The sequence below is a fragment of the Neorhizobium sp. R1-B genome, assembly GCF_004368875.1.
Classification (GTDB): Bacteria; Pseudomonadota; Alphaproteobacteria; order Rhizobiales; family Rhizobiaceae; genus Neorhizobium; species Neorhizobium huautlense.
Genome location: NZ_SOEM01000011.1, coordinates 155,311 through 178,822 on the forward strand (window position 1 = coordinate 155,311; position 23,512 = coordinate 178,822).

A 23,512-nucleotide genomic window follows, 5' to 3' on the forward strand; every position below is an offset into this window, starting at 1 on the left:
CGCTACGGTTCAGGCCGTTTGCGGCAGCGGCCCTTCGGGCTGTTTCTCATCCTCGTCATTGAGAATACCGCTGGCCTTGAGAAGCGAAGCAAAACGGCCACCGCTCTGGCTGAGCTCGTCATAGGTGCCCATCTCGATGATCCGGCCATTGTCGAGGAAGATCACCTTGTTGGCATCGCGAACGGTCGAGAGCCGGTGGGCGATGATGAAGGTGGTACGGTCCTGGCGCAGCCTGTCGATCGCGGCCTTCACACGTGCCTCCGTCTCCACATCCAATGCACTGGTTGCCTCGTCGAGAACGAGGATAGGTGCGTTCTTGAGGATGGCGCGGGCAATGGCAATTCGTTGCCGTTCGCCGCCCGAGAGGCGATTGCCACGCTCTCCGACCGGGGTCTCGTAACCGACCAACCGGCTTTCGATGAACTCTGTCGCCGCCGCTGCTTCGGCCGCTCTCGCGATATCCTCCTCGGTGGCGCCCTCGCGCCCGAGGCGAATATTCTCGCTGATCGAACGGTTCAACAGTCCCGCGTCCTGGAACACGGTGGCAATGGACTGGCGGAGCGATTTGCGCGTGATCTTGCTGATATCGGTGCCGTCGATGAGGATCTTGCCCTCCTGGGGATCGTAGACCCGCTGCAGGAGGTTGATAAGGGTCGTCTTGCCGGCACCTGTCGGGCCGACGATCGCAACCGTCTCCCCGGCATTTGCGGTGAAGGAGATGTTGTGGACGCCCTGGCTCGTGCTGGCGAAGCCGAAGGAGACGTTTCGAAACTCCACCTCGCCTCGAACGTCGGAGAGCTCACCGGCATCGACCGGTTCAGCGCGTTCCTCAACCGAATCCTCAAGTGCGAAAAAATCTTCGAGCTTGGCGCGGGCTTCAAAAATCTGCGTGGCGAACTGGCGCAGAAGATCGAGGCGCCCGATGAGAAGATTTGCAAAGCCGATAAAGGCGACGACGTCCCCGACACGCAGTTCGCCCTGTTGGACGAGCACGGTGCCGATCACAAGAATAACACCCATCGATACTGTCGAGGCCGTGCGATTCAAAGCACTGGCAAGAGCCCACCAATCGAGCACCGGATACTGGGCGGCGAGCAGGTCTTTCGTGTAGTTCTTTAGCGCCTTGGTTTCTGCTTCAATTCGATTGTAGCTATGCAGCACCGAGACGTTGCTGATGGCGTCGCTCACATGTGAAAAGACTGTGTGGTAGTGGCTTTCAACGGAGGCTTGCCCTTCCTTGGTGCGATTCATCACCGTCACGCCGATGATCCAGTAGAGAATGCTCAGCACCAGAAGCACGAGGCTCAATCGCCAGTCCATGGAGATGGCTGTCGGAACCAAGAGAACCAAAGCGACTGCCGTGGCAAGATGCGTGCGCATGAATTCGAGCCATAAACCGAACAGGCTTTCGGCGGCACGCAGTAGGGTGTGCAGAGCATTCGACGTACCGCGTTGGCTGTGCCACGCGAGCGGCATGGAGATGATTCGGCCGAAGGCTTCGGTCAGCAAGGATGCGCGGCGGCCATGGGCAAGCCGGTCAGCTTCCCTTGCAACAAGCACATAGGCGATTGTATTGAAAACACCAAATCCAGCCCAGAGCATCAACACAGGGGTAACGTTGCCACCTGAGGAAATGGCATCGATGATTCGGCCGAAAAGGATCGGCTCGGCGATAGTAATGATCGCGAGCACGATATTGGCGACAACCACTGCGGTAACCCGCCATTTGTTCTTCGCCAGATATTTCAGTGCTCGGGCGTAAACCTGGAACAGCGTCAACGAATACCACCTCATTCTTATGGAGCCGCAACTGCGGTCGTGCTTGGTACTTAAAGATCGGAAACGGCAATTCCGCGACGAAGCGGGCGATTAATAGCCCTTCTGCCAGAAATGTTCCTTATACGGCAAGCCTTTGTAAACCTGACCTCCCGGCTAACCCCGAAGTAACTCTTTTCAAGCCGTCAAGAGGCTAAATTTTGCGGTATACCTTCAACGAATGATAACTATGCTGGTCAACTATGGCCCGGGGAATTAACTGAAATTTCACGCAAGCAAAGACGCCAGATGGGCATTTCGGGGGCAGTCTTGAACATTCAGCTGATCATACAGCTCCTGGTATTGGCAGGCGAGACCAAGGCGGAAGCGGAGTTGACGGCCCAGCTAGAATCCCTGCTGGCCGCCTATGGCTTTGAATACTATGGCGTGCTGATACAGCCCCGGATCAACGAAAATCCTATGGACCTGCTGTTGGCAGGCCGTTGGCCCAGCGGTTGGCCGCAGGTGTATGTCACCCGCAGATATGTTCTCATTGATCCGACCATCCGGATGTTGAGCATCGCCCAAAGGCCGTTCCGCTGGCGCGACGCGCTTTTTACGCTCAGGAACGATCCGCACCGGCAGCGCATGCAACGAATGATGCAGGAAGGAATTCGTTACGGTCTACAGGACGGCTACATCTTTCCGGTCTATGGTCGTAACGGGCTTCTGGGAACGATGACGGTCGGTGGCAGGCCCGTCGATCTTTCGCCTGCGGAGATAGCGCTTTTCGATGCGGCAGCGAAAAAGGTCTTCTGGCGCTTTATGGAGATGCGGGGTGAGGCTGCAGCGCTTGAGGCCGCAACCCAAGTCGACACGCAGCTTACGCGCCGAGAGATGGAAGTCGTCGGATTGCTTGCAGAGGGCTTGACCTCCAACGAAATCGCAAAGTCGCTGGAGATATCCAGCCATACCGTCGACTGGTATATCAACGGTTTGCAGGAGAAGCTGCGGGCAAAGAACCGTCAGCATGTCGTTGCCTCTGCCTTCCGCATGGGATTGGTGACTTGAGCAACCGCCGATGACCGAATTATGACATTAATTTAGCGCCAGGCTTCCAGGGAAATTGCACTGAGGCGATTAAGGCGATATGGGTTCTTCGCAGTGCAGCATTTCGATGGCGCCTGGGGAGGTCCGTTTTGCCGATTTCGAAGATTCTCGTTGCCAACCGGTCTGAAATTGCGATCCGCGTTTTTCGGGCTGCGAACGAACTGGGTATTAAAACGGTTGCGATCTGGGCGGAGGAGGACAAACTCTCGCTGCACCGTTTCAAAGCCGACGAAAGCTATCAGGTTGGCCGCGGCCCGCATCTTCCGCGGGACCTGGGCCCGATCGAAAGTTATCTCTCTATCCCCGAAATTATCCGCGTTGCCAAATTGTCCGGCGCGGACGCCATCCATCCCGGATATGGGCTTCTTTCGGAGAGCCCGGAATTTGTCGAAGCCTGCGACGCTGCCGGTATCACCTTCATCGGCCCGAGGGCCGAGACGATGCGTCAGCTCGGCAACAAGGTGGCTGCCCGCAATCTGGCGATTTCAGTCGGCGTACCGGTCGTTCCGGCAACGGAGCCCCTGCCGGATGACTTGGCGGAAGTGGCCAGAATGGCAGCGACGATCGGCTATCCGGTGATGCTGAAAGCCTCTTGGGGCGGCGGCGGGCGCGGAATGCGCGTCATCCGCGCCGAAGCAGATCTCGCCCGCGAGGTGACTGAAGCCAAGCGCGAGGCCATGGCTGCCTTCGGCAAGGACGAGGTCTATCTGGAAAAGCTCGTGGAGCGGGCACGCCACGTGGAGAGCCAGATTCTCGGCGATACCCACGGCAATGCCGTGCATCTTTTCGAGCGAGACTGTTCGATCCAGCGGCGCAACCAGAAGGTCGTGGAACGTGCCCCGGCCCCCTATCTGTCGGAAGCGCAGCGGCAGGAATTGGCCGACTATTCGCTGAAGATCGCCAAGGCGACGAATTATATCGGCGCCGGCACGGTCGAGTATCTGATGGATGCCGAAACCGGCAAATTCTACTTCATCGAAGTCAATCCGCGTATCCAGGTCGAGCATACGGTGACCGAAGTTGTCACCGGCATCGATATCGTCAAGGCGCAGATTCATATCCTCGAAGGCTTTGCGATCGGCACGCCGGAATCGGGCGTACCGACCCAGGAAAATATCCGCCTCAACGGTCATGCGCTCCAGTGCCGCATCACAACGGAAGATCCCGAGCACAATTTCATTCCGGACTACGGCCGTATCACCGCCTATCGTTCGGCGGCCGGCTTCGGCATCCGCCTCGATGGCGGCACGGCCTATTCGGGCGCGGTCATCACCCGCTATTATGACCCGTTGCTGGTCAAGGTGACAGCCGCCGGCTCGACGCCGCAGGAGGCGATCAGCCGCATGGATCGGGCGCTGCGCGAGTTCCGGATTCGCGGCGTGGCGACCAATCTCACCTTCCTCGAAGCGATCATCGGTCACCCGAAGTTTCGCGACAATTCCTATACGACGCGGTTCATCGACACGACGCCTGAGCTCTTCGAGCAGGTCAAACGGCAGGATCGCGCAACCAAGCTGCTGACCTATCTTGCCGACGTAACGGTGAACGGCCATCCGGAAACCAAGGGCCGGCCAGTGCCTTCAGAACAGATGGCAAAGCCGATCATCCCTTACATCAACGGTGATATCCCAGACGGCACGAAACAACGCCTCGATGCCCTTGGTCCGAAGAAGTTCGCCGAATGGATGCGAAGTGAACAGCGCGTGCTGATGACCGACACGACGATGCGTGACGGACATCAATCGTTGCTCGCGACCCGGATGCGCACGTATGATATCGCCCGCGTCGCCGGCGTATATGCACGGGCGCTTCCCACTCTCTTTTCGCTGGAGTGCTGGGGCGGGGCGACCTTCGATGTCTCGATGCGCTTCCTGACCGAAGACCCCTGGGAGCGGTTGGCGTTGATCCGCGAGGGGGCTCCGAACCTGCTCCTGCAGATGCTTTTGCGCGGAGCCAACGGCGTTGGCTACAAGAACTATCCTGATAACGTCGTCAAATATTTTGTCCGCCAAGCGGCGAAAGGCGGCATCGATCTCTTCCGCGTTTTCGATTGCCTGAACTGGGTCGAGAACATGCGTGTCTCGATGGATGCCGTTCAGGAGGAAAACAGGCTCTGTGAAGCGGCGATCTGCTATACGGGCGACCTCCTGAACTCTGCCCGGCCGAAATACGACCTCAAATATTACGTCGCTTTGGCCGAGGAACTGGAAAAGGCAGGTGCCCATATCATCGCGCTGAAGGATATGGCAGGCCTTCTGAAGCCCGCCGCCGCTCGCGTCCTGTTCAAGGCGCTGCGCGAGGCCACCAGCCTGCCGATCCACTTTCATACGCATGACACGTCCGGCATATCTGCTGCCACCGTGCTTGCCGCAGTCGACGCAGGCGTCGATGCCGTCGATGCCGCCATGGATGCGCTATCTGGCAATACCTCGCAGCCGTGCCTCGGATCGATCGTCGAGGCGCTGTCGGGCACCGAGCGTGACCCGGGTCTTGATCCGGAATGGATCCGCCGCATCTCCTTCTATTGGGAAGCGGTGCGGGGCCAATATGCAGCCTTTGAAAGCGATCTCAAGGGACCGGCTTCCGAAGTCTATCTCCATGAAATGCCGGGGGGCCAGTTCACCAATCTCAAGGAGCAGGCCCGCTCGCTCGGCCTTGAAACGAAATGGCATAAGGTCGCCCAGACCTATGCCGACGTGAACCAAATGTTCGGCGACATCGTCAAGGTGACGCCGTCCTCGAAGGTCGTCGGCGACATGGCGCTGATGATGGTCTCCCAGGACCTGACGGTGGCCGATGTCGAGAACCCAGCCAAGGATATCGCCTTTCCGGAATCGGTCGTTTCCATGCTGAAGGGCGATCTTGGCCAGCCGCCGTCCGGTTGGCCGGAAGCGTTGCAGAAGAAGGCGCTGAAGGGCGAAGAGCCCTATACAGCGCGTCCGGGCTCGCTGCTGGCGGAAGCCGATCTCGATGCAGAACGCAAGGTCATCGAGGAGAAGCTCGGCAGAAAGATCGACGACTTCGAATTCGCTTCCTATCTTATGTATCCCAAGGTGTTTACCGACTTTGCCTTGGCGATCGATACCTATGGACCGGTTTCCGTCCTGCCGACACCTGCGTATTTCTACGGGCTGAAAGATGGCGAGGAACTGTTTGCGGATATCGAGAAAGGCAAGACGCTGGTCATCGTCAACCAGGCGATGAGCGCTACCGATGCGCAGGGCATGGTGACGGCCTTCTTCGAACTGAACGGTCAGCCGCGCCGCATCAAGGTGCCGGACCGGGCGCATGGCGCATCCGGGGGCGCGATTCGCCGCAAGGCTGAGCTTGGCAATGGTCTGCATCTCGGCGCGCCCATGCCTGGCGTGATCTCGACAGTCGCCGTCTCCACCGGCCAATCGGTCAAGGCTGGCGACGTGTTGCTCTCTATCGAAGCGATGAAGATGGAGACCGCGCTTCATGCGGAAAAGGACGGCGTGATCGCTGAGGTCCTTGTCAAGGCTGGCGACCAGATCGATGCAAAGGATCTGCTGATCGTTTACGGCGGCTGATTCTTTTACTGACGTTATTTCTTGAAATGCATCGAGGCCAGAGGCGCCATCCATTCGGAATGGCGCCTCCAATCTTTTGTCCTGCGGCCAATCCTGAGAACCTTTTGGATCGTCGCCGGTTTCGTTCGCACATAATTTGTGAGAGACGGGCCGCCAATGCGCCGTTGCAATTTCAATCGATTTAAATATGGTCGCGACAACCAGAAGGATTGGACGTATGGATACTCGCGCACCTCTCAACCCTCCTATTCGGTCTGAAAAATTCATTACCCGCGAAAGGGTAGGCGTATCGCTGCTGTTCCTGATGAACGGCTTCATGGTGGGCGCATGGGCTCCAAAAATTCCGGAATTTGCAAGCCGTCTCAGCCTGGACGAAGGGGCTCTCGGGTTGATGATCCTGACATTCGGGCTCGGATCGATCGTGATGATGCCGCTCGCCGGCAGCCAGATCGCCCGCTTCGGATCGAGCCAGGTTTCCAAATGGACGGCGGTTTTGCTCACGCCGACGTTGCTGTTTCTCACCTGGGTCGGCGGGATCTGGACCGGGGCAATCGCCATCTTCCTTTTTGGGGGCCTGATCGGGGCAATGGATGTCGCGATGAATGCGAATGCGGTGTCGGTCGAGAAGCGCATGCGGCGTGCCATCATGTCCTCCTGCCACGCCTTCTGGAGCTTAGGCGGCCTGATCGGCTCCTCGACCGGCGGCTTCCTGATCGAGCATATAGGGGTTTCCCCCCATGCGATCCTCGTCACAGCACTGGCGGCGCTGATGATCGTCGCGGCTTGGCGGACGGTGTTGCATGACGCACCGCATCCCGACGAGGGGCATCATGGCAAGAGTCGCCTGCCGCTTTCGCCGCTTCCCTGGCTCCTTGGCATCATGGCCCTGTTCTGCATGATACCGGAAGGCGCCATCCTCGACTGGGGTGCGCTTTATCTCCGTAACGAACTTGCGGCCTCCGTCACGCTGTCCGGTTTCGCGTTCGCTGCTTTCTCTCTGACCATGGCGGCGATGCGTTTTGCGGGTGACCTCATCCGCGACCGGTTCGGCGCCGTCATGACGCTTCGCGTCTGTTCAGTGATTGCAATCCTTGGTCTGCTGTTGATCGGCTTTGCCGAGAATACGGCAATGGCGATCGCGGGCTTTGCGCTGACGGGTATTGGCATTTCCAACATTGTGCCGATCGCCTTTTCCGCCGCCGGCAACCTGCCCGGGATGGCACCCGGTGTCGGTCTCTCGGTCGTTACGACGATGGGATATTCCGGCATTCTCGTGGCGCCGTCGGCAATCGGCTTCATTGCCGAGCACACCGGGCTTGCTGTGATCTTTGCAGCCCTCTCCATCCTGATCGCAGTGGCCTTGCTGCTGTCACCGCTTGCAAGGCACGCCGACAACGCCCATCACTAAAAAGGCGCAATCGCGCGCTGATGGAAGAAGAGCGCCTGCTGCGATAAAGTGCGTGGCGGGCCGGTTGACAACCCGCAAACCATACGCCACCTGAAAGGCGCTCCTATTTTCAAGGCGACGAGAAGCTCCATGTCCTCACCCGTCGATTATGATCCCAAGCCGCGGCGTGCCACCGTTGCGGTCGATGTCGGTGGCGTCATCGTCGGCGGCGGCGCGCCCGTCGTCGTTCAGTCGATGACCAATACGGATACTGCCGACATTGATGCGACGGTCGCGCAGGTCGCCGCGCTCTACAAGGCTGGTTCGGAAATCGTCCGCATCACCGTCGACCGTGACGAGAGTGCTGCAGCGGTACCAAAAATCCGCGAGCGCTTGTTGCGGCTCGGCATGGACGTGCCGTTGGTCGGCGATTTCCACTATATCGGCCATAAGCTGCTTGCCGACCATCCGGCCTGCGCCAAAGCGCTGGCTAAATATCGCATCAATCCGGGCAATGTCGGTTTCAAGGACAAAAAGGACAAGCAGTTCGGCGACATCATCGAGATGGCGATCCGCTACGACAAGCCGGTGCGCATCGGCGTCAACTGGGGTTCGCTCGACCAGGATCTCCTGACCACGTTGATGGACCGCAACGCCACCGAGGGTTCGCCGCTTTCCGCCCGTCAGGTCATGCATGAGGCCATCGTCCAATCCGCGCTAATTTCCGCAGAGCTTGCCGAGCAGATCGGCCTGCCACGCAACCGAATCATTCTGTCGGCTAAGGTCAGCCAGGTGCAGGACCTGATCGCTGTCTATTCCATGCTTGCCGAGCGCTCCAACCACGCGTTGCACCTTGGCCTCACCGAAGCCGGCATGGGATCGAAAGGCATCGTCGCCTCGTCTGCGGCAATGGGTTATGTGCTGCAGCATGGGATCGGCGACACGATCCGGGTCTCGCTGACGCCGGAGCCGAACGGCGACCGCACCCGCGAGGTTCAGGTGGCGCAGGAACTGCTGCAGGTCATGGGCTTCCGCCAGTTCGTGCCGGTGGTCGCGGCCTGTCCCGGTTGCGGCCGCACGACGTCGACAGTTTTCCAGGAGCTGGCGCAGAACATCCAGAACGACATCCGCAAGAACATGCCGGTCTGGCGCGAGAAATATCCAGGCGTCGAAGCGCTTAACGTCGCCGTCATGGGCTGCATCGTCAACGGGCCCGGCGAAAGCAAGCATGCCGATATCGGGATTTCGCTGCCCGGCACCGGCGAGACGCCGGCGGCACCGGTTTTCATCGATGGCCAGAAGGCTATGACGCTGCGCGGCCCGAATATCGCCGCCGATTTCGAGAAACTCGTCATCGAGTATATCGAACAGCGCTTCGGGCACCGCTCGGCTGCAGAGTAATTTGGTTCCCAAGAGCCGCCACGCCAACACGTTGCAATCGTCGACGAGGTTGGTCAGTCCCGGAATGCCAGCTGTTGGACAAAAGGGGCTACCGAGTGCCGAAGCCTCTCCTCGCTATTGCCGCAATTCGTGGTAAATGAGATGTCACCATTGACGACGGGGACTTCAACTTCATGCTCAAGAAAATCGCAATCGTCGCACTTTGCGCGACCTATCTCTCTGCCTGCACCACAACCGACCCGTATACGGGTGAACAAAAGGTTTCCAACACCGCTGGTGGTGCCGTGATCGGTGCCGGCCTGGGCGCACTTGCCGGCGGGCTGACGGGAGGACGCCATGCGGGTCGCAATGCTCTGATCGGCGCCGGTATCGGTGCGCTGGCCGGCGGCGGGATTGGCGCCTATATGGACAATCAGGAAGCGGAATTACGTGCCGAGCTTCAGGGCACGGGCGTTTCCGTGACGCGCGTCGGCGATCGCATCATCCTCAACATGCCGTCCAACATCACCTTTGCGACCGACCAGGATCAGGTGATCCCGCCATTCTACAGAACCCTCGATTCGGTAGCGGTCGTGCTGAACAAGTTCAACAAGACCTTTATCGATGTAAACGGGCATACCGATTCGACCGGCAGCCTCTCGCATAACCAAGGGCTGTCGGAACGCCGTGCTGCGTCGGTTGCGAACTATCTGGCAGGCCGCGGGGTCGACCAGCGCCGCATGTCGACGATGGGTTTTGGTCCGTCGCAACCGGTTGCGTCTAACGCGACCTCGGATGGTCGCGCGCAGAACCGCCGCGTCGAAGTGGCGATCGCTCCGATTACGCAGGGCTGATTTTTGAAAAACTCTGACGAGTCGTCTAGATGCGGCTCGTCAGAAGCTTGAACCCGGCAACGCTATAGAAGACGGCCATCGTGCCTTCGATCCAGCGCCGCGCCCCCCTGTAGCCGCGCAGCGCGCGGGACGTCGAAAACACCATTGCATAGCTGGTGAAGACCGTCAGGCTGGATATCATACAGACGGCAATGATCAGGATGATCGCCGAAGTCGACGCGTTTTCGGGCAGACCCAGCGAAATGATCGCCAGCCAGGCAAAGATAGCCTTCGGATTGGTCAGGTGGATCATGTAGCCGCGCAACCAAAGCTGGCGTGCCGTATAATCCGTCCGGGCATTGCCGATTGCGGCTTTTGCATCCGGTGAGCGTGCGGATTTATAAGCCTTCCAGGCGAGATAGATCAGGTAGAGCCCGCCAAGGATTTTCAGGATCTCCAGTGCAAGCGCATAGTTGCGCAGCAGCGCCGCTAGGCCAAGCGCTGCGGCGCAGGCCCAGGTGAAAGAACCGCATCCGATACCGAGTGCGGTGATCAACCCGGCGCGGCGGCCTTGCGAGATCGAGGCGCCGATGATCGCGAAATTGGCCGGGCCGGGGCTTGCGACGTTGATGATATAGGCGACATAGGCGGGCCACATATAGATCAGGATCTCAGGCAAGGTCTTCCCTCGGGGTCAATTGTCTCGGCTGGCGATGAAGCGCGCCGCTTCCTGCAGAATAAGCGCCTTTTCTCCGTAGGGCGCAAGAAGGCCGATAGCTTCATTGGTCAGTACTTCGAGCCTCTTTTCAGCCCAATCCCTGCCATGGAGGCCGACCAGCGTTCCCTTGCCGCGCGCGGCATCCTTGCCAGCCGCCTTCCCCAAGGTGGAGGCATCGGAGGTGAGGTCGAGCAGATCGTCGGCGAGCTGATAGGCAAGGCCGATCTTTTGGCCGAAAAGACGAAGTCTTTCCCGATCGGCCGCCGGCGACCCGGCGACGATGGCGCCTGCCTCGCAAGCAAACCGCAGCAGCGCACCGGTCTTCATTGCCTGCAAGGTCACGATACCGGCTTCATCCGGCGCTGATTTTTCTGCGGCAAGGTCAAGAGCCTGTCCGCCTGCCATGCCGCCAGGGCCTGCTGCCCGCGCCAGTGCCAGCACAAGCTCTGTCTTGAGCCTGTCCGCAAGCGTGGTTTCCGGAGCCGCGATGATGTCGAAAGCATAGGTCAGAAGACTATCGCCGGCGAGGATAGCTGTCGCTTCGTCAAAAGCCCTGTGAACGGTCGGCTGGCCCCGCCGCAGATCGTCGTCGTCCATGGCCGGAAGATCGTCGTGAATCAGCGAATAGCAGTGAAGGCATTCGAGCGCCACGCTGACACGAAGCGCGGCATCGGATGACCCGCCGAGAAGAACCGCGCTTTCGCGCAACAGAAAGGGCCGAAGCCTTTTCCCACCGTTCAAGGAGCCGTGCCGCATGGCTGCCATCAGGTGTGCCGGGCGTGCGATCTCATCCGGCAGGGCGGCATCGGAAAGCACCGAAGCAAGCAAGGCTTCCGTCTCGGAAGCGCTTTGTCGTAAGCGCTCGTCAAATGCAGGTTTGGTGTCCGTCATGGCCGCTGTTTGGCATGCCAACCGTTGGCAAGCAACGGAGATTTACCAGTACACCGGAAGTTTCGGCGCCGGACTCGCCTTGGAAGCATTCACCGGTTATGAAATTGCTAAGCATGGGATAAGCGGGATATTGGACATTTCACCCGAACAGCACGCGGACGAAGAGGAGTCCGTCATGAGGACGCGGCGGGACCGTCTGTTGTCCAATAGGCTGACGCGTCGCTTTCTCTCAATTGCGGTCGTCGTCCTGGTGCTGCCCTACCTGTTGATCCTGGTCTACGCCATACCGTTTACTCGCCCTGTCTCGACCTTGATGCTCTCAGAACTGATCCTTTTCCGTGGCTATGATCGGCGCTGGGTTAGTCTCGACGACATCTCGCCCAACCTGGTGCGTTCGGTCATGATGTCGGAAGACGGACAGTTCTGCTTCCATGGTGGCGTTGACTGGGCCCAGATGCGCGGTGTGGTGGAGGATGCCCTTGACGGCGAAGCGACACGCGGAGCCAGCACGATTCCCATGCAGACGGTCAAGAACCTGTTCCTCTGGAATGGTCGTTCGTTCATCCGCAAAGGTCTCGAACTGCCTCTCGCAATCGGCGGCGACTTCGTGTGGTCGAAGCGTCGGATAATGGAGATTTATCTCAATATCGCTGAATGGGGCCCTGGCATCTACGGGGCAGAGGCGGCAGCCCAATATCATTTTAAAGTGCCGGCCGCAAAGCTCAACGCGCGGCAGGCAGCGCTTCTGGCTGTGGCGCTTCCCAATCCCATCACCCGGGCCGCGGGCAAGCCCGGCCGCGGAATGCAGCGCTTGGCCGCAGTCGTCGAGCGGCGTGCCCGCAGCTCCGCCGATTATATCAAATGCATTTATGGCTGACTTCGCGCAATTTCATTGGTTGTTGTCCGGCGGGCCGATTATAGGCAGGTAAAACCTGCTGGAGGCGCCGTCGTGGAAAAGCTCATCCTTTATATCGGCAACAAGAACTATTCGTCATGGTCCTTCCGCCCATGGATTGCGATGACGGGAGCTGGGATTCCGTTCGAAGAGGTGCTGATACCGTTCGATTTTCCAGCAGGGAATCCGAGGTTCAAGCCGATATCGCCAACCGGCAAGGTGCCCGTGCTGCATCATGGGGACCTGCGCGTCTGGGAGTCGCTGGCGATCATTGAATATGTCGCCGAGCTTTTCCCCGAAAGGCGCGTCTGGCCAAAAGCGGCGCCCGACCGAGCGATAGCCCGGTCGATTTCGGTTGAGATGCTTGCTGGGTTCAGAGCGTTGCGCAACGCCTGCCCGATGAATATCCGACGGCCAAAGCGCAAAATTGAACTGGCCGAAGGCGTGATGGACGACGTAGCCCGGATTTCCGCGATCTGGCGGGAACTGCGCGCGACGTCCGGCGGGCCATTTCTATTCGGCGAGTTCTCCGCAGCGGATGCGATGTTCGCACCGGTCGTTAATCGGTTTGACGTTTATGATCTTGTGTCGGATGCAGATACGCTCGCTTACATGGCGGCGATGAAATCCCATCCCGCTTGGCTCCAATGGCAGGAAGCGGCGCTTGCCGAAACTTGGATCGTGCCGGAAGACGAGGCGTAAGCCTCATATTTACAAAAAATCCCGCTGAGGACTGGTCAAACCCCTGCAGGGCATGTATAAGCCGCCCAAATTTCCGAGATCGAGACATGCCCAATCGGCCTCAGTTCCGGCCGGGGATCATGTTTTGCACGAAAGTGGAGTAACGAAAATGGCTGTACCGAAGAGAAAAACGAGCCCGTCCAAGCGCGGTATGCGCCGCTCCGCCGACGCGCTCAAGGCTCCGACCTATATCGAAGACAAGAACTCCGGCGAACTTCGCCGTCCGCATCACATCGACCTGAAGACCGGTATGTACCGTGGCCGCCAGGTTCTGACGCCGAAGGAAAACGCGTAAGCGTTTTAGCAGGCAGTTTGCATGAGGGCCGGCTTTGCCGGCCTTTTTTGTTTCAGCGATGTCTTGCGGAAAGCGCGAGCAGCCATCACAGTCCGGCCGACCAATCATTGTTTGGAGTCTGCCATGCTCGCTGCCCTGCCGTTGATGATCATTCCGTTCGTTCTCTACAATCTTGCGATGTTGGGAACGATGGGCGGGGGCGGAGTGGCTTCGCTCGACAATGTCTTGATCTCGCTGCGGATGCTCTCCGGCGCGGAGTGGACGATGACGCTGGGCGACGTTCTGATCGTGGTTGCGTTGTTTTTTCTCTTCGTGGAAATCCTGAAGGCGAGCCGCAACGGTCGCGGCTCGCTTTTCAATCACATGCTCTCAATGCTGACCTTCGTCGGATATCTGACGGAATTCCTGTTGGTCAGAGATGCTGCAACGCAGATATTCTTCATCTTGATGATCATAACATTCATCGACGTCATCGGCGGCTTTGCAGTCGCGATCCGTTCGGCCGGGCGGGATGTATCGATCGGGCTTTAATCAGAGATTGTCGAGCCGGCTTTGAAGGTTGCGAAGCTGTTCTTTCAGTTCGTCGATATCCTTCGAATCCGCCTTCTTTTGAGCTGCGGCTGGTGGCTGGCCCGTGAAGGGGGAAAACATCTGCACCGCCTGACGGAACATCTCAGTGTTCCGACGCACCTGCTCTTCCATCAATTGCATCGGCGCCTGCAGGTTTTTGCTGAGCGGCGTATCGCCAAAGGCCTTGGCCATCTGCTCCCGCATCTGCGTTTGCTGCTCCGTAAAGGTCTTCATCGAGTGTTCGAGAAAAGTCGGCACGACCATCTGCATCTGGTCGCCGTAATAGGAAATCAACTGCCGGAGAAACGAGATGGGCAGCAGGGTGTTCCCCGTCTTTGATTCCTGCTCGAAGATGATCTGCGTCAGAACGGAATGGGTAATGTCCTCGCCGGTCTTGGCATCCTGAACCAGGAACTCCTCTCCTTTCTTGACCATTTTTGCCAGGTCCTCCAGCGTCACATAAGTGCTGGTGCCTGTATTGTAGAGGCGTCGGTTGGCATATTTCTTGATTATGATTTCGCCTTCGGTCTTCGCCATAATTGCCTCCTGCTCCCGTCAACGTGGTTGTTTTTTGTCGATGGCGTTGCGCTCCCAAGAGGAATGTAAGCCTAAATGAAGCAGGCTGACAATCGATTTGTGCGGCGCGGCGATTGCTTTGTTGCGCAGCAAATCCGCGAAATCTCAAGGCCAATTTCCAACACAGCCTGCTGATGCGCCCCGGCGTTTGACTCTGCGGCCAAGCTTTGCCAGTCTCGTGAGCAATATCGAATAAGAGGAGACCTCCCATGGCTAATCCATCCATCGTGATCGCATCGGCTGCCCGCACTGCCGTCGGCTCGTTCAACGGTGCCTTCGCCAATGTCCAGGCCCACGAACTCGGCGCTGCGGCGATCAAAGGCGCGCTTGCCCGCGCCGGTGTCGATGCGTCCGACGTGGACGAGGTCATCCTTGGGCAGGTGCTGCCGGCGGGCGAAGGCCAGAATCCGGCGCGCCAGGCTGCGATGAAAGCCGGTGTTCCCAAGGAGGCAACCGCTTGGGGAGTGAATCAGCTTTGCGGTTCGGGCCTGCGTGCCGTGGCACTCGGAATGCAGCAGATTGCTTTGGGTGACGCAAAGATCATCGTCGCAGGCGGCCAGGAGTCCATGTCCATGGCTCCGCACTGCGCTCATCTGCGCGGTGGCGTGAAGATGGGCGATTTCAAGATGATCGATACGATGATCAAGGACGGGCTCACAGACGCCTTCTACGGCTATCACATGGGGATTACGGCGGAGAACATTGCGCGCCAGTGGCAGCTCTCCCGCGAAGAGCAGGATCAGTTTGCCGTCTCTTCCCAAAACAAGGCAGAAGCGGCGCAAGCTGCAGGCCGTTTCAAGGATGAGATCATTCCCTACGTCATTCAAACGAGAAAAGGCGACGTGACCGTCGATAACGACGAGTACATCCGTGCGGGTGCAACAATGGACGCGATGACAAAGCTCCGCCCGGCTTTCGACAAGGAAGGCACGGTCACTGCCGGCAACGCATCCGGCCTCAACGACGGTGCGGCGGCCACCGTGCTCATGACAGAAGAAGAAGCCAAGCGCCGAGGCATTGCGCCTTTGGTCCGCATCGCTTCCTGGGCTACCGCCGGTGTCGATCCGCAGATCATGGGTACCGGCCCGATTCCTGCTTCCCGCAAGGCGCTGGAGAGAGCCGGCTGGTCTGTCAATGATCTCGATCTTGTCGAAGCGAATGAAGCCTTTGCGGCGCAGGCTTGCGCGGTCAACAAGGACCTCGGCTGGGATCCCTCGATCGTCAACGTCAATGGCGGTGCCATTGCCATCGGCCATCCGATTGGGGCATCCGGTGCCCGCGTTCTTAATACGCTTCTCTTCGAAATGAAGCGTCGCGGCGCCAAGAAGGGTCTCGCAACACTTTGCATCGGTGGCGGTATGGGCGTTGCCATGTGTCTCGAAGCAATGTGATTTTCGCGGGATAGCTCCGCTTGCTCGAAGCCGGAAGGCGGAGTTGTTCCTGGCGCGAGTCTGTCAAAATCCGTAAGCATTTGGTTACGCAGAAGGACCGTATCACAAAGGGAAGGGAAGTGGCATGAGCAGGGTTGCATTGGTTTCGGGAGGAACGCGTGGTATCGGGGCGGCGATTTCAATTGCGCTCAAGGCCGCGGGTTATCGGGTGGCGGCCAACTTTGCCGGCAATGAGGAGAAGGCAAAAGCCTTCTATAACGAGACGGGAATTCCGGTCTTCAAATGGGACGTATCGAGCTACCAAGCATGCGCTGAAGGTATCGCCAAAGTCGAAGCAGAACTCGGACCGATCGATGTCCTTGTGAACAATGCCGGTATCACGCGCGATGGCATGTTCCACAAGATGACCCCGGAACAATGGAACGAGGTGATCGGTACCAATCTTACAGGACTTTTCAACATGACGCATCCGGTCTGGGCCGGGATGCGTGACCGCGGGTTCGGTCGCATCGTCAACATATCTTCCATCAATGGCCAGAAAGGCCAGATGGGGCAGGTGAATTACTCCGCGGCCAAGGCAGGTGATCTCGGCTTCACCAGGGCGCTTGCTCAGGAGGGAGCGGCGAAGAACATCACCGTCAATGCGGTTTGCCCGGGATATATCGGCACAGAGATGGTGCGAGCTGTTCCGGAAAAGGTGCTCAACGAACGGATCATTCCGCAGATTCCGGTCGGTCGTCTTGGCGAACCGGAGGAGATAGCCCGCTGCGTCGTTTTCCTTGCTTCCGACGAAGCAGGCTTCATTACCGGGTCGACGCTTTCGGCAAACGGCGGCCAGTTTATGGCCGGATAATTTCCGCCATTAACCGTCTGCCGTGACTAGGGGCCATATTGGCAGGCGATCCCGCCTGCCAATATGGTTAACGTGTTGTTATAATACGAGATATTGTGGTGAACAAACCGAGAAGCAGCCGATGTCGCCGATTCGTCAGCGATTTGTTCCGGCTTTACTCCAAAGGTTGACGCCAGCGCGTTAAGGCAAAGAAAAACCGGCGTCGGTTGCCCTACGCCGGTCGCCAATATCTTCCGCTCGTGCGGCTTAGCGGCAGCGAGCCTCGTAGGTGCGGCCGTAACGGTCGCGGTAGACGCAGTAGCCGCGCCGCTTTTCGGACTCGCCGATTGCCGCGCCGACGAGACCGCCCGCGACAGCGCCGACCGCTGCGCCGCCCCAGCTGTTGGTCACAGCACCGCCGATAACGGCACCGGTGCCTGCACCGATTGCCGTGCCCCGTTCAGTGGACGTGCAGGAGGCGAGCGTGCCGATCATGCAGCCTACTACCAGAATCTTCTTCATGTGATTTTCCCTTCCCTTTTACGCACGGCTACGCCGTTTTAGATCCTGCCCATCAATAGCAGGATGATGATGATCAGTACTACGAGGCCCAATCCGCCGGACGGACCATAGCCCCAACCTCGGCTATAACCCCAATTCGGCAAAGCGCCAATGAGCAGTAGGATGAGGATGATAAGCAATATGGTTCCGAGCATGGCTTTTTACTCCACTGGGCAATCCGGTTCGGATGTGGCGAGGAAACGTGGCTTGGCGTTTTTTGTTCCAAGAGGCGGAAGCGCAGTCTCTCACGTGTGATTAACGGATGTTAGGCGGGGTTAACACCCGCATCGGAGACCACCGTTAACGATTAACTGCGCCTCGGATTTTTAGAGTCGGACGCGGCTTGGCAGATACTAGATGTTGTGAGAACAAAACCGGAAAGAAGATCGGTCTCTGATTCGTCAACGTTTCGTTCTGGCTTTGACCCGAACGTTAATTCGGGCGCTTTTAGGAGTGGAGTCATGCGTTGCTGGTTTATCAAAAATTAACTATATCAATATGTTGACTCCGGTCTTTCTCTGTGAGTGACGGCGATTTCGCCGGAGCATCCATCAAAAGCGGTAGGAATCGGCACGAGATTCAGGATGTCGTTTGTGCGAGCAGGTGTGCATCAATATATAGCCGTGAACAAACGTTGAATCCTGTGGAGTCTGCGATTCGTCTCCGATTCGTTCGCGTCTGTTCTTTGCTACGATTTTCCTTGTGGAAGGAGATGATTAAATCGCGCGGAAAACCCCGTACCTGGCGTGCAAAACCGCAATGGAGGCTTGCCTTTATCGGCAGGGATCGCCATGTGTGGCGTGGCCGGCTTTTTCTCATGTAATGACCGGTCCACATATGCGCGGACCTAGGCTTTGAATTTTCAGCCCTTGATTACAAGTGGGCGCGGCGTTACCGCCGTGCTCGGACCCACCAATACCGGCAAAACGCATTACGCCATCGAGCGAATGGTCGCCCATGGTTCGGGTGTGATCGGTCTTCCGCTCCGGCTTCTGGCGCGGGAGGTCTATACGCGCCTGGTGGAAAAAGTCGGGATCTCCCAGGTGGCGCTAGTGACCGGCGAGGAAAAGATAACTCCGCCGAACGCCCGCTTTTCCGTTTGTACCGTCGAAGCGATGCCGCGTGAGACGAAAGCGTCGTTTGTCGCAATCGATGAAGTGCAATTGGCCGGCGATCTCGAGCGCGGACATATCTTCACTGACCGGATCCTGCATCTTCGCGGGCGCGACGAGACCCTTCTGCTGGGTGCCGCGACGATGCGTCCGATTCTCGAAAAGCTATTGCCGGGCGTGACGATCGTTGAGCGACCGCGCCTGTCTCAGCTCTTTTATGCGGGCCAGAAGAAAATCACCCGTCTTCCGCAGCGTTCTGCCATCGTGGCGTTTTCGGCTGACGAGGTCTATGCCATCGCAGAACTCATCCGGCGCCAGCGCGGCGGCGCGGCCGTCGTTCTCGGCGCGCTCAGTCCCCGTACGCGCAATGCTCAGGTCGGTCTTTATCAGTCAGGCGATGTTGAATACCTGGTTGCGACGGATGCGATCGGCATGGGTCTCAACCTGGACGTCGATCATGTCGCGTTTGCCCAGGACCGGAAATTCGACGGTTACCAGTTCCGAAATCTCAATCCTGGGGAGCTCGGCCAAATCGCCGGCCGCGCCGGGCGACATGTCAGAGACGGAACCTTTGGTGTCACCGGTCAGGTTGCACCCTTCGACGATGAACTGGTCGAGCGAATCGAAGGGCATCAATTCGATCAGGTGAAGGTGCTTCAGTGGCGTTCGAAGAACCTGGATTTTTCTTCGCTCAAAGCTTTGCGAGAAAGCCTCGATGCGGCGCCCACGGTTTCCGGTCTTACCCGAGCATTGCCCGCGACCGATAGCCAAGCCCTTGATCATCTTTCGAGATATCCGGAGATTCGGGACGCGGCGACAACGCCGGAACGCGTGGAGAAACTATGGGAAGCCTGCGCTCTTCCCGATTATCGGCGGATTGCGCCGGCGCAGCATGCGGACCTCATTTCGACTCTTTTCTCCGATCTTGTGCGCTTCGGTACTGTGAACGAGGACTTCATGGCGGAGCAGGTCCGCCGTGCCGATCGGACCGATGGCGAAATCGACACGCTGTCGGCACGCATTGCGCAAATTCGGACCTGGACCTATGTCTCGAACCGTCCCGGCTGGCTTGCCGATCCGACACACTGGCAAGAAAAGACGCGGGAAATTGAGGACAGGTTGTCGGACGCACTACATGAACGGTTGACGAAACGCTTCGTTGATCGCAGGACATCTGTGCTCATGAAGCGCCTGAGAGAGAATGCTATGCTGGAAGCTGAAATCAGTGTGAATGGTGATGTCTTTGTGGAAGGACATCACGTCGGGCAGTTGGCGGGATTCCGCTTCACACCCGTCGCAGGGGCCGAGGGGCCGGATGCCAGGGCGGTGCAGGCGGCTGCCCAGAAGGCATTGGCCCTCGAATTCGAGGCCCGCGCCGCAAGGCTCTATGCCTCCGGCAACGGCGATCTCGCCGTGGGATCCGATGGTTTCGTGCGTTGGCTGGGCGAACCTGTCGCCCGTCTTACAGCGAGCGATCATATCATGCGTCCGCGCGTTATCCTGCTGTCGGACGAACAGCTCACCGGCAATGCCCGCGATCATGTGGTTGCCCGCATCGAGCGCTTCGTCAATCATCATGTCGCCACGATCCTGAAGCCGCTCGATGATCTGTCGCGGGCCGAAGACCTTCAGGGTCTTGCGAAGGGGCTGGCTTTCCAGCTTGTCGAGAATCTGGGTGTTCTCTTCCGGCGCGATGTCACAGAAGAAGTCAAGTCGCTGGATCAGGACGCGCGCGCTTCGATGCGGCGCTACGGTATCCGCTTTGGCGCCTATCACGTCTTCATGCCGACGCTTCTGAAACCGGCTCCAGCCGAACTGATCACGCTTCTCTGGGCCTTGAAGAATGACGGCCTCGACAAGCCGGGTTACGGCGACCTTATTCCGGCACTTGCCGCCGGCCGTACTTCGGTTGTCGCGGATCCGGCTTTCGAACGCATGTTCTACAAACTGGCAGGCTTCCGCTTCCTCGGAAAACGCGCGGTTCGTATCGATATTCTCGAGCGCCTGGCAGATCTGATCCGTCCGCTCCTCCAGTGGAAGCCCGGCACCACCCCACGTCCGGAGGGCGCTTATGACGGCCGCCGGTTCACGACGACGACCGCGATGCTTTCCATCCTAGGCGCCACACCAGACGACATGGAAGAGATCCTCAAGGGGTTGGGTTACCGTGCGGATGCCGTCAAGGCGGAAGAGGCGCAGGCTTTCCTGGCTGCTCAAGGCGGGGCGTCTGCCGATAGTGTAGCGCCGGCATCTGCCGAAGCCGCACAGGAGACCGGAGAGGCTGACGACGCGGACGCCTCCGAAACGGCAGAGGCTTCGCCCGATACGGCTGTTGAAACGGCGCAATCCGAAGCGGTACCGGAGGCAGTAGAGGAAACGCCTTCGGCAGACCCTGCTGATGCGGCAAAGGCTGATGAGTCCGAGGAGCCGAAGCCCGTTCTTCTGTGGCGGCCTGGTGGTGGTCGGGACAACAATCAGCGAACTGGACGCCAGCAACACGGTGATCGGCGCGGCCACGGCGGTGGCCAACGCCAGGCCGGCGGTGAAGCGGCTCAGGGTGCTCAAGGGCGCCGTGACGATCGTCGCGATGGAGAGCGCAGGGAAGGGCGCCCAAGCGGCGACCGGGATCGTGAGCGCCGCGACGGCGGCCGGCAGAACCGCGACAACAATCGCCGACCTGACAACAACCGTGGCGATCGGCCAAACCGCGGCGAACGCCCGGAGGGCGGCCCACGCCAGGATCGTAACGAGCGCGGCAAAGGGTCGCAGCCGACGCGTTTTGAGGCTAAGCCCCCGCGCAAGGAGAAGCCGATCGATCCGGATTCGCCCTTTGCAAAGCTCGCTGCTCTCAAGGAGCAAATGAAGAAGTAAGGCTATGACGGAAAAGGAGCCACAAGCGGCGTCGTTGAGCGGTTCGCGCCAGCGCATCGACAAGTGGCTCTTTTTTGCCCGCATGGCGAAATCACGCTCCATCGCTCAGGACCTTATCCGCTCGAACCATGTCCGGGTGAACGGAGAGCTTGTTTCCCAGCCGAGTTCCCAGGTGAAGCCGGGGGACCGCATTGAGCTTGCGCTTGAACGTCGCGATGTCGTGCTGGTAGTGAGGTCGGGCGGCGAGCGGCGCGGCCCTTTCGAGGAGGCGCGTCTTCTTTACGAGGATCTCAGCCCGCCACCGGAAGGGAGGCAGCGGCTGACGCTCTTCGAGCAGGCGCAGCGCATGCAGGGAAGCGGACGGCCCACCAAGAAGGAGCGTCGGGAAACCGACCGGCTGCTTCCGGACGCAGATAGCGATTAGATTAGAAAAATCGCCTGCCGAGCTGCGGTTTTCAGGACGCTTTATCCTTGCTAAGCAAAGCCAAAGGCTTTACCTGACAGTCGAAAAGCCGGAATGCCTGCCTCCTGTCCTCTTTGCAGTTAGGGTTTCGCCTGTCCCGGCTTTCCGGCATGCTGGCACTCATCCTGTTGCCGGCGTGTTGCTGATCCGAGATATTGCTGGGGTGCCGCATGACGTATGTCGTGACCGACAATTGTATCCGTTGCAAATACACCGACTGTGTCGAGGTGTGCCCGGTCGATTGTTTTTATGAAGGTGAAAACTTCCTCGTCATTCACCCGGATGAATGCATCGATTGCGGCGTCTGCGAGCCGGAATGTCCCGCCGAGGCAATCAAGCCGGACACCGAACCGGGGCTGGACAAATGGCTCAAGGTGAATGCGGATTTTGCGCAGGTCTGGCCCAACATCACCGTCAAGCGCGATCCTTTACCGGAAGCCAAAGAGATGGACGGCGTGGCTGGCAAATACGAGCAATTCTTCTCGCCGGAGCCTGGCAAGGGCGATTGATCCATACCTTCCTCGCATGGCTCGGCAGCCATCTGGAATCATATTGCCTTTTTGTTGAGCACAGGACGAATGTGGCCTTGTGTGCACATGCAAAAGCAAATTATTGATTTCCGCACTTTTTTGTGGTAGGTAATAAGAACTGTTCCACAAGGCGGCACTCGCGTGCCCAAAAAACATCACGAAAGCAACAGATCATCCAAAACGCGGTACAAGTGACATTGCAACGCTTGAATGTTGGCGGTCGCAGTTCGCGATGGGGTTTGTTTTTCGCTAGCGTTGGTCGGACCAGTATGGAGTGACCCGACGGTTTCCCCCGTCTCATCCGGGCCTGACAGACCCGGTTTCCCCGACCCGAAACACGGGTGAGTAATAGGGAGTTTGTGAAACGAATGACGACTCAGCAGAAGAAGAATTCTCCCGCGCGCCAGGGCTTCAAGACCGGTGAATCGATTGTCTACCCCGCTCACGGCGTGGGAATGATCACGGCCATCGAAGAGCAGGAAGTGGCGGGCATGAAGCTCGAACTTTTCGTAATCGATTTCGAGAAGGACAAGATGCGCCTTAAGGTGCCTGTTGCCAAGGCCGTGAACATCGGCATGCGCAAGTTGTCCGAAACGGATTTTGTCGAGCGTGCCCTCAAGGTGGTCCAGGGCAAGGCACGCGTGAAGCGCACCATGTGGTCGCGCCGCGCTCAGGAATATGATGCCAAGATCAATTCTGGTGACCTGATCTCGATCGCGGAAGTGGTGCGCGATCTTTATCGTGCTGAGAACCAGCCCGAACAATCCTATTCCGAGCGCCAACTCTACGAAGCCGCGCTCGACCGCATGGCTCGTGAAATCGCTGCCGTTAACAGAATGTCTGAAACGGAAGCCGTTCGCGTTGTCGAGATCAATCTTGCCAAGGGTCCCAAGCGCGGCAAGACAATCGAAGAAGACGAGGCACAGGAAGAAGCCGCCTAAGCTTCTATTGCGCCTGTTTTTAAAACCCGGCCTTCCAGCCGGGTTTTTTATTGGAACTTTTTCCGTGCTGCAGCGTTGTCCCGCCGGGATGGCGAATTGCGTTAACGGC

Annotated in this window: 21 protein-coding genes; 15 read left to right on the forward strand and 6 right to left on the reverse strand. The window is 58.6% G+C overall.

The genetic code is table 11. The features are described 5' to 3' along the window. Window positions 1-9: 9 nt before the first annotated feature. Entirely contained in the window at window positions 10-1,779 is a 1,770-nt protein-coding gene (locus EDE05_RS16530; RefSeq protein WP_105374644.1) for a glucan ABC transporter ATP-binding protein/ permease, read from the reverse strand. 306 nt (window positions 1,780-2,085) lie between these two features. Between EDE05_RS16530 and EDE05_RS16535 the strand changes: the two genes are divergently transcribed. The 5 genes from EDE05_RS16535 (at window position 2,086) to EDE05_RS16555 (ending at window position 10,037) form a co-directional block, all read left to right on the forward strand. After that, window positions 2,086-2,826: a LuxR family transcriptional regulator gene (locus tag EDE05_RS16535; protein WP_132411338.1), complete on the forward strand. Its 741-nt coding sequence runs from the start codon at window positions 2,086-2,088 to the stop codon at window positions 2,824-2,826. Between the two features lie 128 nt (window positions 2,827-2,954). After that, window positions 2,955-6,416, forward strand: a complete 3,462-nt coding sequence (gene pyc, locus EDE05_RS16540) for a pyruvate carboxylase (RefSeq protein ID WP_132411340.1) — start codon at window positions 2,955-2,957, stop codon at window positions 6,414-6,416. A 217-nt stretch (window positions 6,417-6,633) separates the two neighbouring features. Beyond that, a complete protein-coding gene (locus EDE05_RS16545; protein ID WP_132411342.1) occupies window positions 6,634-7,824 on the forward strand; it encodes an MFS transporter in 1,191 nt (396 codons plus the stop codon). 129 nt (window positions 7,825-7,953) lie between these two features. After that, the gene (ispG, locus tag EDE05_RS16550) at window positions 7,954-9,204 is read left to right on the forward strand and encodes a flavodoxin-dependent (E)-4-hydroxy-3-methylbut-2-enyl-diphosphate synthase (protein WP_132411344.1); all 1,251 of its coding nucleotides are present in this window, start codon (window positions 7,954-7,956) and stop codon (window positions 9,202-9,204) included. A 173-nt stretch (window positions 9,205-9,377) separates the two neighbouring features. Further along, window positions 9,378-10,037 carry an OmpA family protein gene (locus EDE05_RS16555; protein ID WP_105374648.1) on the forward strand — a complete coding sequence of 220 codons (660 nt, stop codon included), beginning with the start codon at window positions 9,378-9,380 and terminating at the stop codon, window positions 10,035-10,037. Window positions 10,038-10,062: 25 nt separating this feature from the next. On the opposite strand, the gene EDE05_RS16560 is transcribed toward EDE05_RS16555, so the two are convergent. Both EDE05_RS16560 and EDE05_RS16565 read right to left on the reverse strand, forming a co-directional pair. Further along, window positions 10,063-10,695 carry a LysE family translocator gene (locus EDE05_RS16560; RefSeq protein WP_207914850.1) on the reverse strand — a complete coding sequence of 211 codons (633 nt, stop codon included), beginning with the start codon at window positions 10,693-10,695 and terminating at the stop codon, window positions 10,063-10,065. Window positions 10,696-10,710: 15 nt separating this feature from the next. Then, entirely contained in the window at window positions 10,711-11,625 is a 915-nt protein-coding gene (locus EDE05_RS16565; RefSeq protein ID WP_132411346.1) for a polyprenyl synthetase family protein, read from the reverse strand. Window positions 11,626-11,755: 130 nt separating this feature from the next. On the opposite strand from EDE05_RS16565, the gene mtgA reads away from it, so the two are divergent. The 4 genes from mtgA (at window position 11,756) to EDE05_RS16585 (ending at window position 14,087) form a co-directional block, all read left to right on the forward strand. Next, window positions 11,756-12,502: a monofunctional biosynthetic peptidoglycan transglycosylase gene (gene mtgA, locus EDE05_RS16570; protein ID WP_207914851.1), complete on the forward strand. Its 747-nt coding sequence runs from the start codon at window positions 11,756-11,758 to the stop codon at window positions 12,500-12,502. 72 nt (window positions 12,503-12,574) lie between these two features. Further along, window positions 12,575-13,222: a glutathione S-transferase family protein gene (locus EDE05_RS16575; RefSeq protein ID WP_132411350.1), complete on the forward strand. Its 648-nt coding sequence runs from the start codon at window positions 12,575-12,577 to the stop codon at window positions 13,220-13,222. Between the two features lie 148 nt (window positions 13,223-13,370). Beyond that, entirely contained in the window at window positions 13,371-13,556 is a 186-nt protein-coding gene (gene rpmF, locus EDE05_RS16580) for a 50S ribosomal protein L32 (protein WP_003535764.1), read from the forward strand. A gap of 123 nt (window positions 13,557-13,679) precedes the next feature. Next, the gene (locus EDE05_RS16585) at window positions 13,680-14,087 is read left to right on the forward strand and encodes a hypothetical protein (protein ID WP_105374672.1); all 408 of its coding nucleotides are present in this window, start codon (window positions 13,680-13,682) and stop codon (window positions 14,085-14,087) included. On the opposite strand, the gene phaR is transcribed toward EDE05_RS16585, so the two are convergent. Next, window positions 14,088-14,663, reverse strand: coding sequence for a polyhydroxyalkanoate synthesis repressor PhaR (gene phaR / locus EDE05_RS16590; RefSeq protein WP_105374651.1), 576 nt, complete (start codon window positions 14,661-14,663; stop codon window positions 14,088-14,090). It lies immediately after the preceding gene. A gap of 248 nt (window positions 14,664-14,911) precedes the next feature. Between phaR and EDE05_RS16595 the strand changes: the two genes are divergently transcribed. Together EDE05_RS16595 and EDE05_RS16600 are read left to right on the forward strand one after the other, a co-directional pair. Next, window positions 14,912-16,093 (forward strand): acetyl-CoA C-acetyltransferase, encoded by a 1,182-nt coding sequence (locus EDE05_RS16595; RefSeq protein ID WP_105374652.1) that lies wholly within the window; start codon window positions 14,912-14,914, stop codon window positions 16,091-16,093. A gap of 124 nt (window positions 16,094-16,217) precedes the next feature. Then, entirely contained in the window at window positions 16,218-16,946 is a 729-nt protein-coding gene (locus EDE05_RS16600) for a beta-ketoacyl-ACP reductase (RefSeq protein ID WP_132411352.1), read from the forward strand. Window positions 16,947-17,192: 246 nt separating this feature from the next. Here the strand turns inward: EDE05_RS16600 and EDE05_RS16605 are convergent, their stop codons facing one another. Beyond that, the gene (locus EDE05_RS16605; protein ID WP_105374654.1) at window positions 17,193-17,447 is read right to left on the reverse strand and encodes a YMGG-like glycine zipper-containing protein; all 255 of its coding nucleotides are present in this window, start codon (window positions 17,445-17,447) and stop codon (window positions 17,193-17,195) included. 38 nt (window positions 17,448-17,485) lie between these two features. Further along, on the reverse strand, window positions 17,486-17,641 hold the full coding sequence (locus EDE05_RS16610) for a DUF3309 family protein (protein ID WP_105374655.1): 156 nt from the start codon (window positions 17,639-17,641) through the stop codon (window positions 17,486-17,488). Between the two features lie 699 nt (window positions 17,642-18,340). On the opposite strand from EDE05_RS16610, the gene EDE05_RS16615 reads away from it, so the two are divergent. The 4 genes from EDE05_RS16615 (at window position 18,341) to EDE05_RS16630 (ending at window position 23,403) form a co-directional block, all read left to right on the forward strand. Continuing rightward, on the forward strand, window positions 18,341-21,469 hold the full coding sequence (locus EDE05_RS16615) for a helicase-related protein (protein WP_132411353.1): 3,129 nt from the start codon (window positions 18,341-18,343) through the stop codon (window positions 21,467-21,469). 4 nt (window positions 21,470-21,473) lie between these two features. Beyond that, window positions 21,474-21,893 carry an RNA-binding S4 domain-containing protein gene (locus EDE05_RS16620; protein WP_132411355.1) on the forward strand — a complete coding sequence of 140 codons (420 nt, stop codon included), beginning with the start codon at window positions 21,474-21,476 and terminating at the stop codon, window positions 21,891-21,893. Between the two features lie 209 nt (window positions 21,894-22,102). Beyond that, window positions 22,103-22,441 (forward strand): ferredoxin FdxA, encoded by a 339-nt coding sequence (gene fdxA, locus EDE05_RS16625; protein ID WP_105374658.1) that lies wholly within the window; start codon window positions 22,103-22,105, stop codon window positions 22,439-22,441. A gap of 389 nt (window positions 22,442-22,830) precedes the next feature. After that, window positions 22,831-23,403: a CarD family transcriptional regulator gene (locus EDE05_RS16630; RefSeq protein ID WP_105374659.1), complete on the forward strand. Its 573-nt coding sequence runs from the start codon at window positions 22,831-22,833 to the stop codon at window positions 23,401-23,403. Window positions 23,404-23,512: the final 109 nt, after the last annotated feature.

What these genes read in the sequence shown, in the direction of transcription:
- EDE05_RS16600 (WP_132411352.1), top strand. Translation starts at nt 16,218, where the DNA reads ATGAGCAGGGTTGCATTGGTTTCGGGAGGAACGCGTGGTATCGGGGCG.
- EDE05_RS16630 (WP_105374659.1), top strand. Translation starts at nt 22,831, where the DNA reads ATGACGACTCAGCAGAAGAAGAATTCTCCCGCGCGCCAGGGCTTCAAG.
- fdxA (WP_105374658.1), top strand. Translation starts at nt 22,103, where the DNA reads ATGACGTATGTCGTGACCGACAATTGTATCCGTTGCAAATACACCGAC.
- ispG (WP_132411344.1), top strand. Translation starts at nt 7,954, where the DNA reads ATGTCCTCACCCGTCGATTATGATCCCAAGCCGCGGCGTGCCACCGTT.
- EDE05_RS16555 (WP_105374648.1), top strand. Translation starts at nt 9,378, where the DNA reads ATGCTCAAGAAAATCGCAATCGTCGCACTTTGCGCGACCTATCTCTCT.
- EDE05_RS16595 (WP_105374652.1), top strand. Translation starts at nt 14,912, where the DNA reads ATGGCTAATCCATCCATCGTGATCGCATCGGCTGCCCGCACTGCCGTC.
- EDE05_RS16565 (WP_132411346.1), bottom strand. Translation starts at nt 11,625, where the DNA reads ATGACGGACACCAAACCTGCATTTGACGAGCGCTTACGACAAAGCGCT.
- EDE05_RS16620 (WP_132411355.1), top strand. Translation starts at nt 21,474, where the DNA reads ATGACGGAAAAGGAGCCACAAGCGGCGTCGTTGAGCGGTTCGCGCCAG.
- phaR (WP_105374651.1), bottom strand. Translation starts at nt 14,663, where the DNA reads ATGGCGAAGACCGAAGGCGAAATCATAATCAAGAAATATGCCAACCGA.
- EDE05_RS16545 (WP_132411342.1), top strand. Translation starts at nt 6,634, where the DNA reads ATGGATACTCGCGCACCTCTCAACCCTCCTATTCGGTCTGAAAAATTC.
- EDE05_RS16605 (WP_105374654.1), bottom strand. Translation starts at nt 17,447, where the DNA reads ATGAAGAAGATTCTGGTAGTAGGCTGCATGATCGGCACGCTCGCCTCC.
- EDE05_RS16610 (WP_105374655.1), bottom strand. Translation starts at nt 17,641, where the DNA reads ATGCTCGGAACCATATTGCTTATCATCCTCATCCTACTGCTCATTGGC.
- EDE05_RS16585 (WP_105374672.1), top strand. Translation starts at nt 13,680, where the DNA reads ATGCTCGCTGCCCTGCCGTTGATGATCATTCCGTTCGTTCTCTACAAT.
- rpmF (WP_003535764.1), top strand. Translation starts at nt 13,371, where the DNA reads ATGGCTGTACCGAAGAGAAAAACGAGCCCGTCCAAGCGCGGTATGCGC.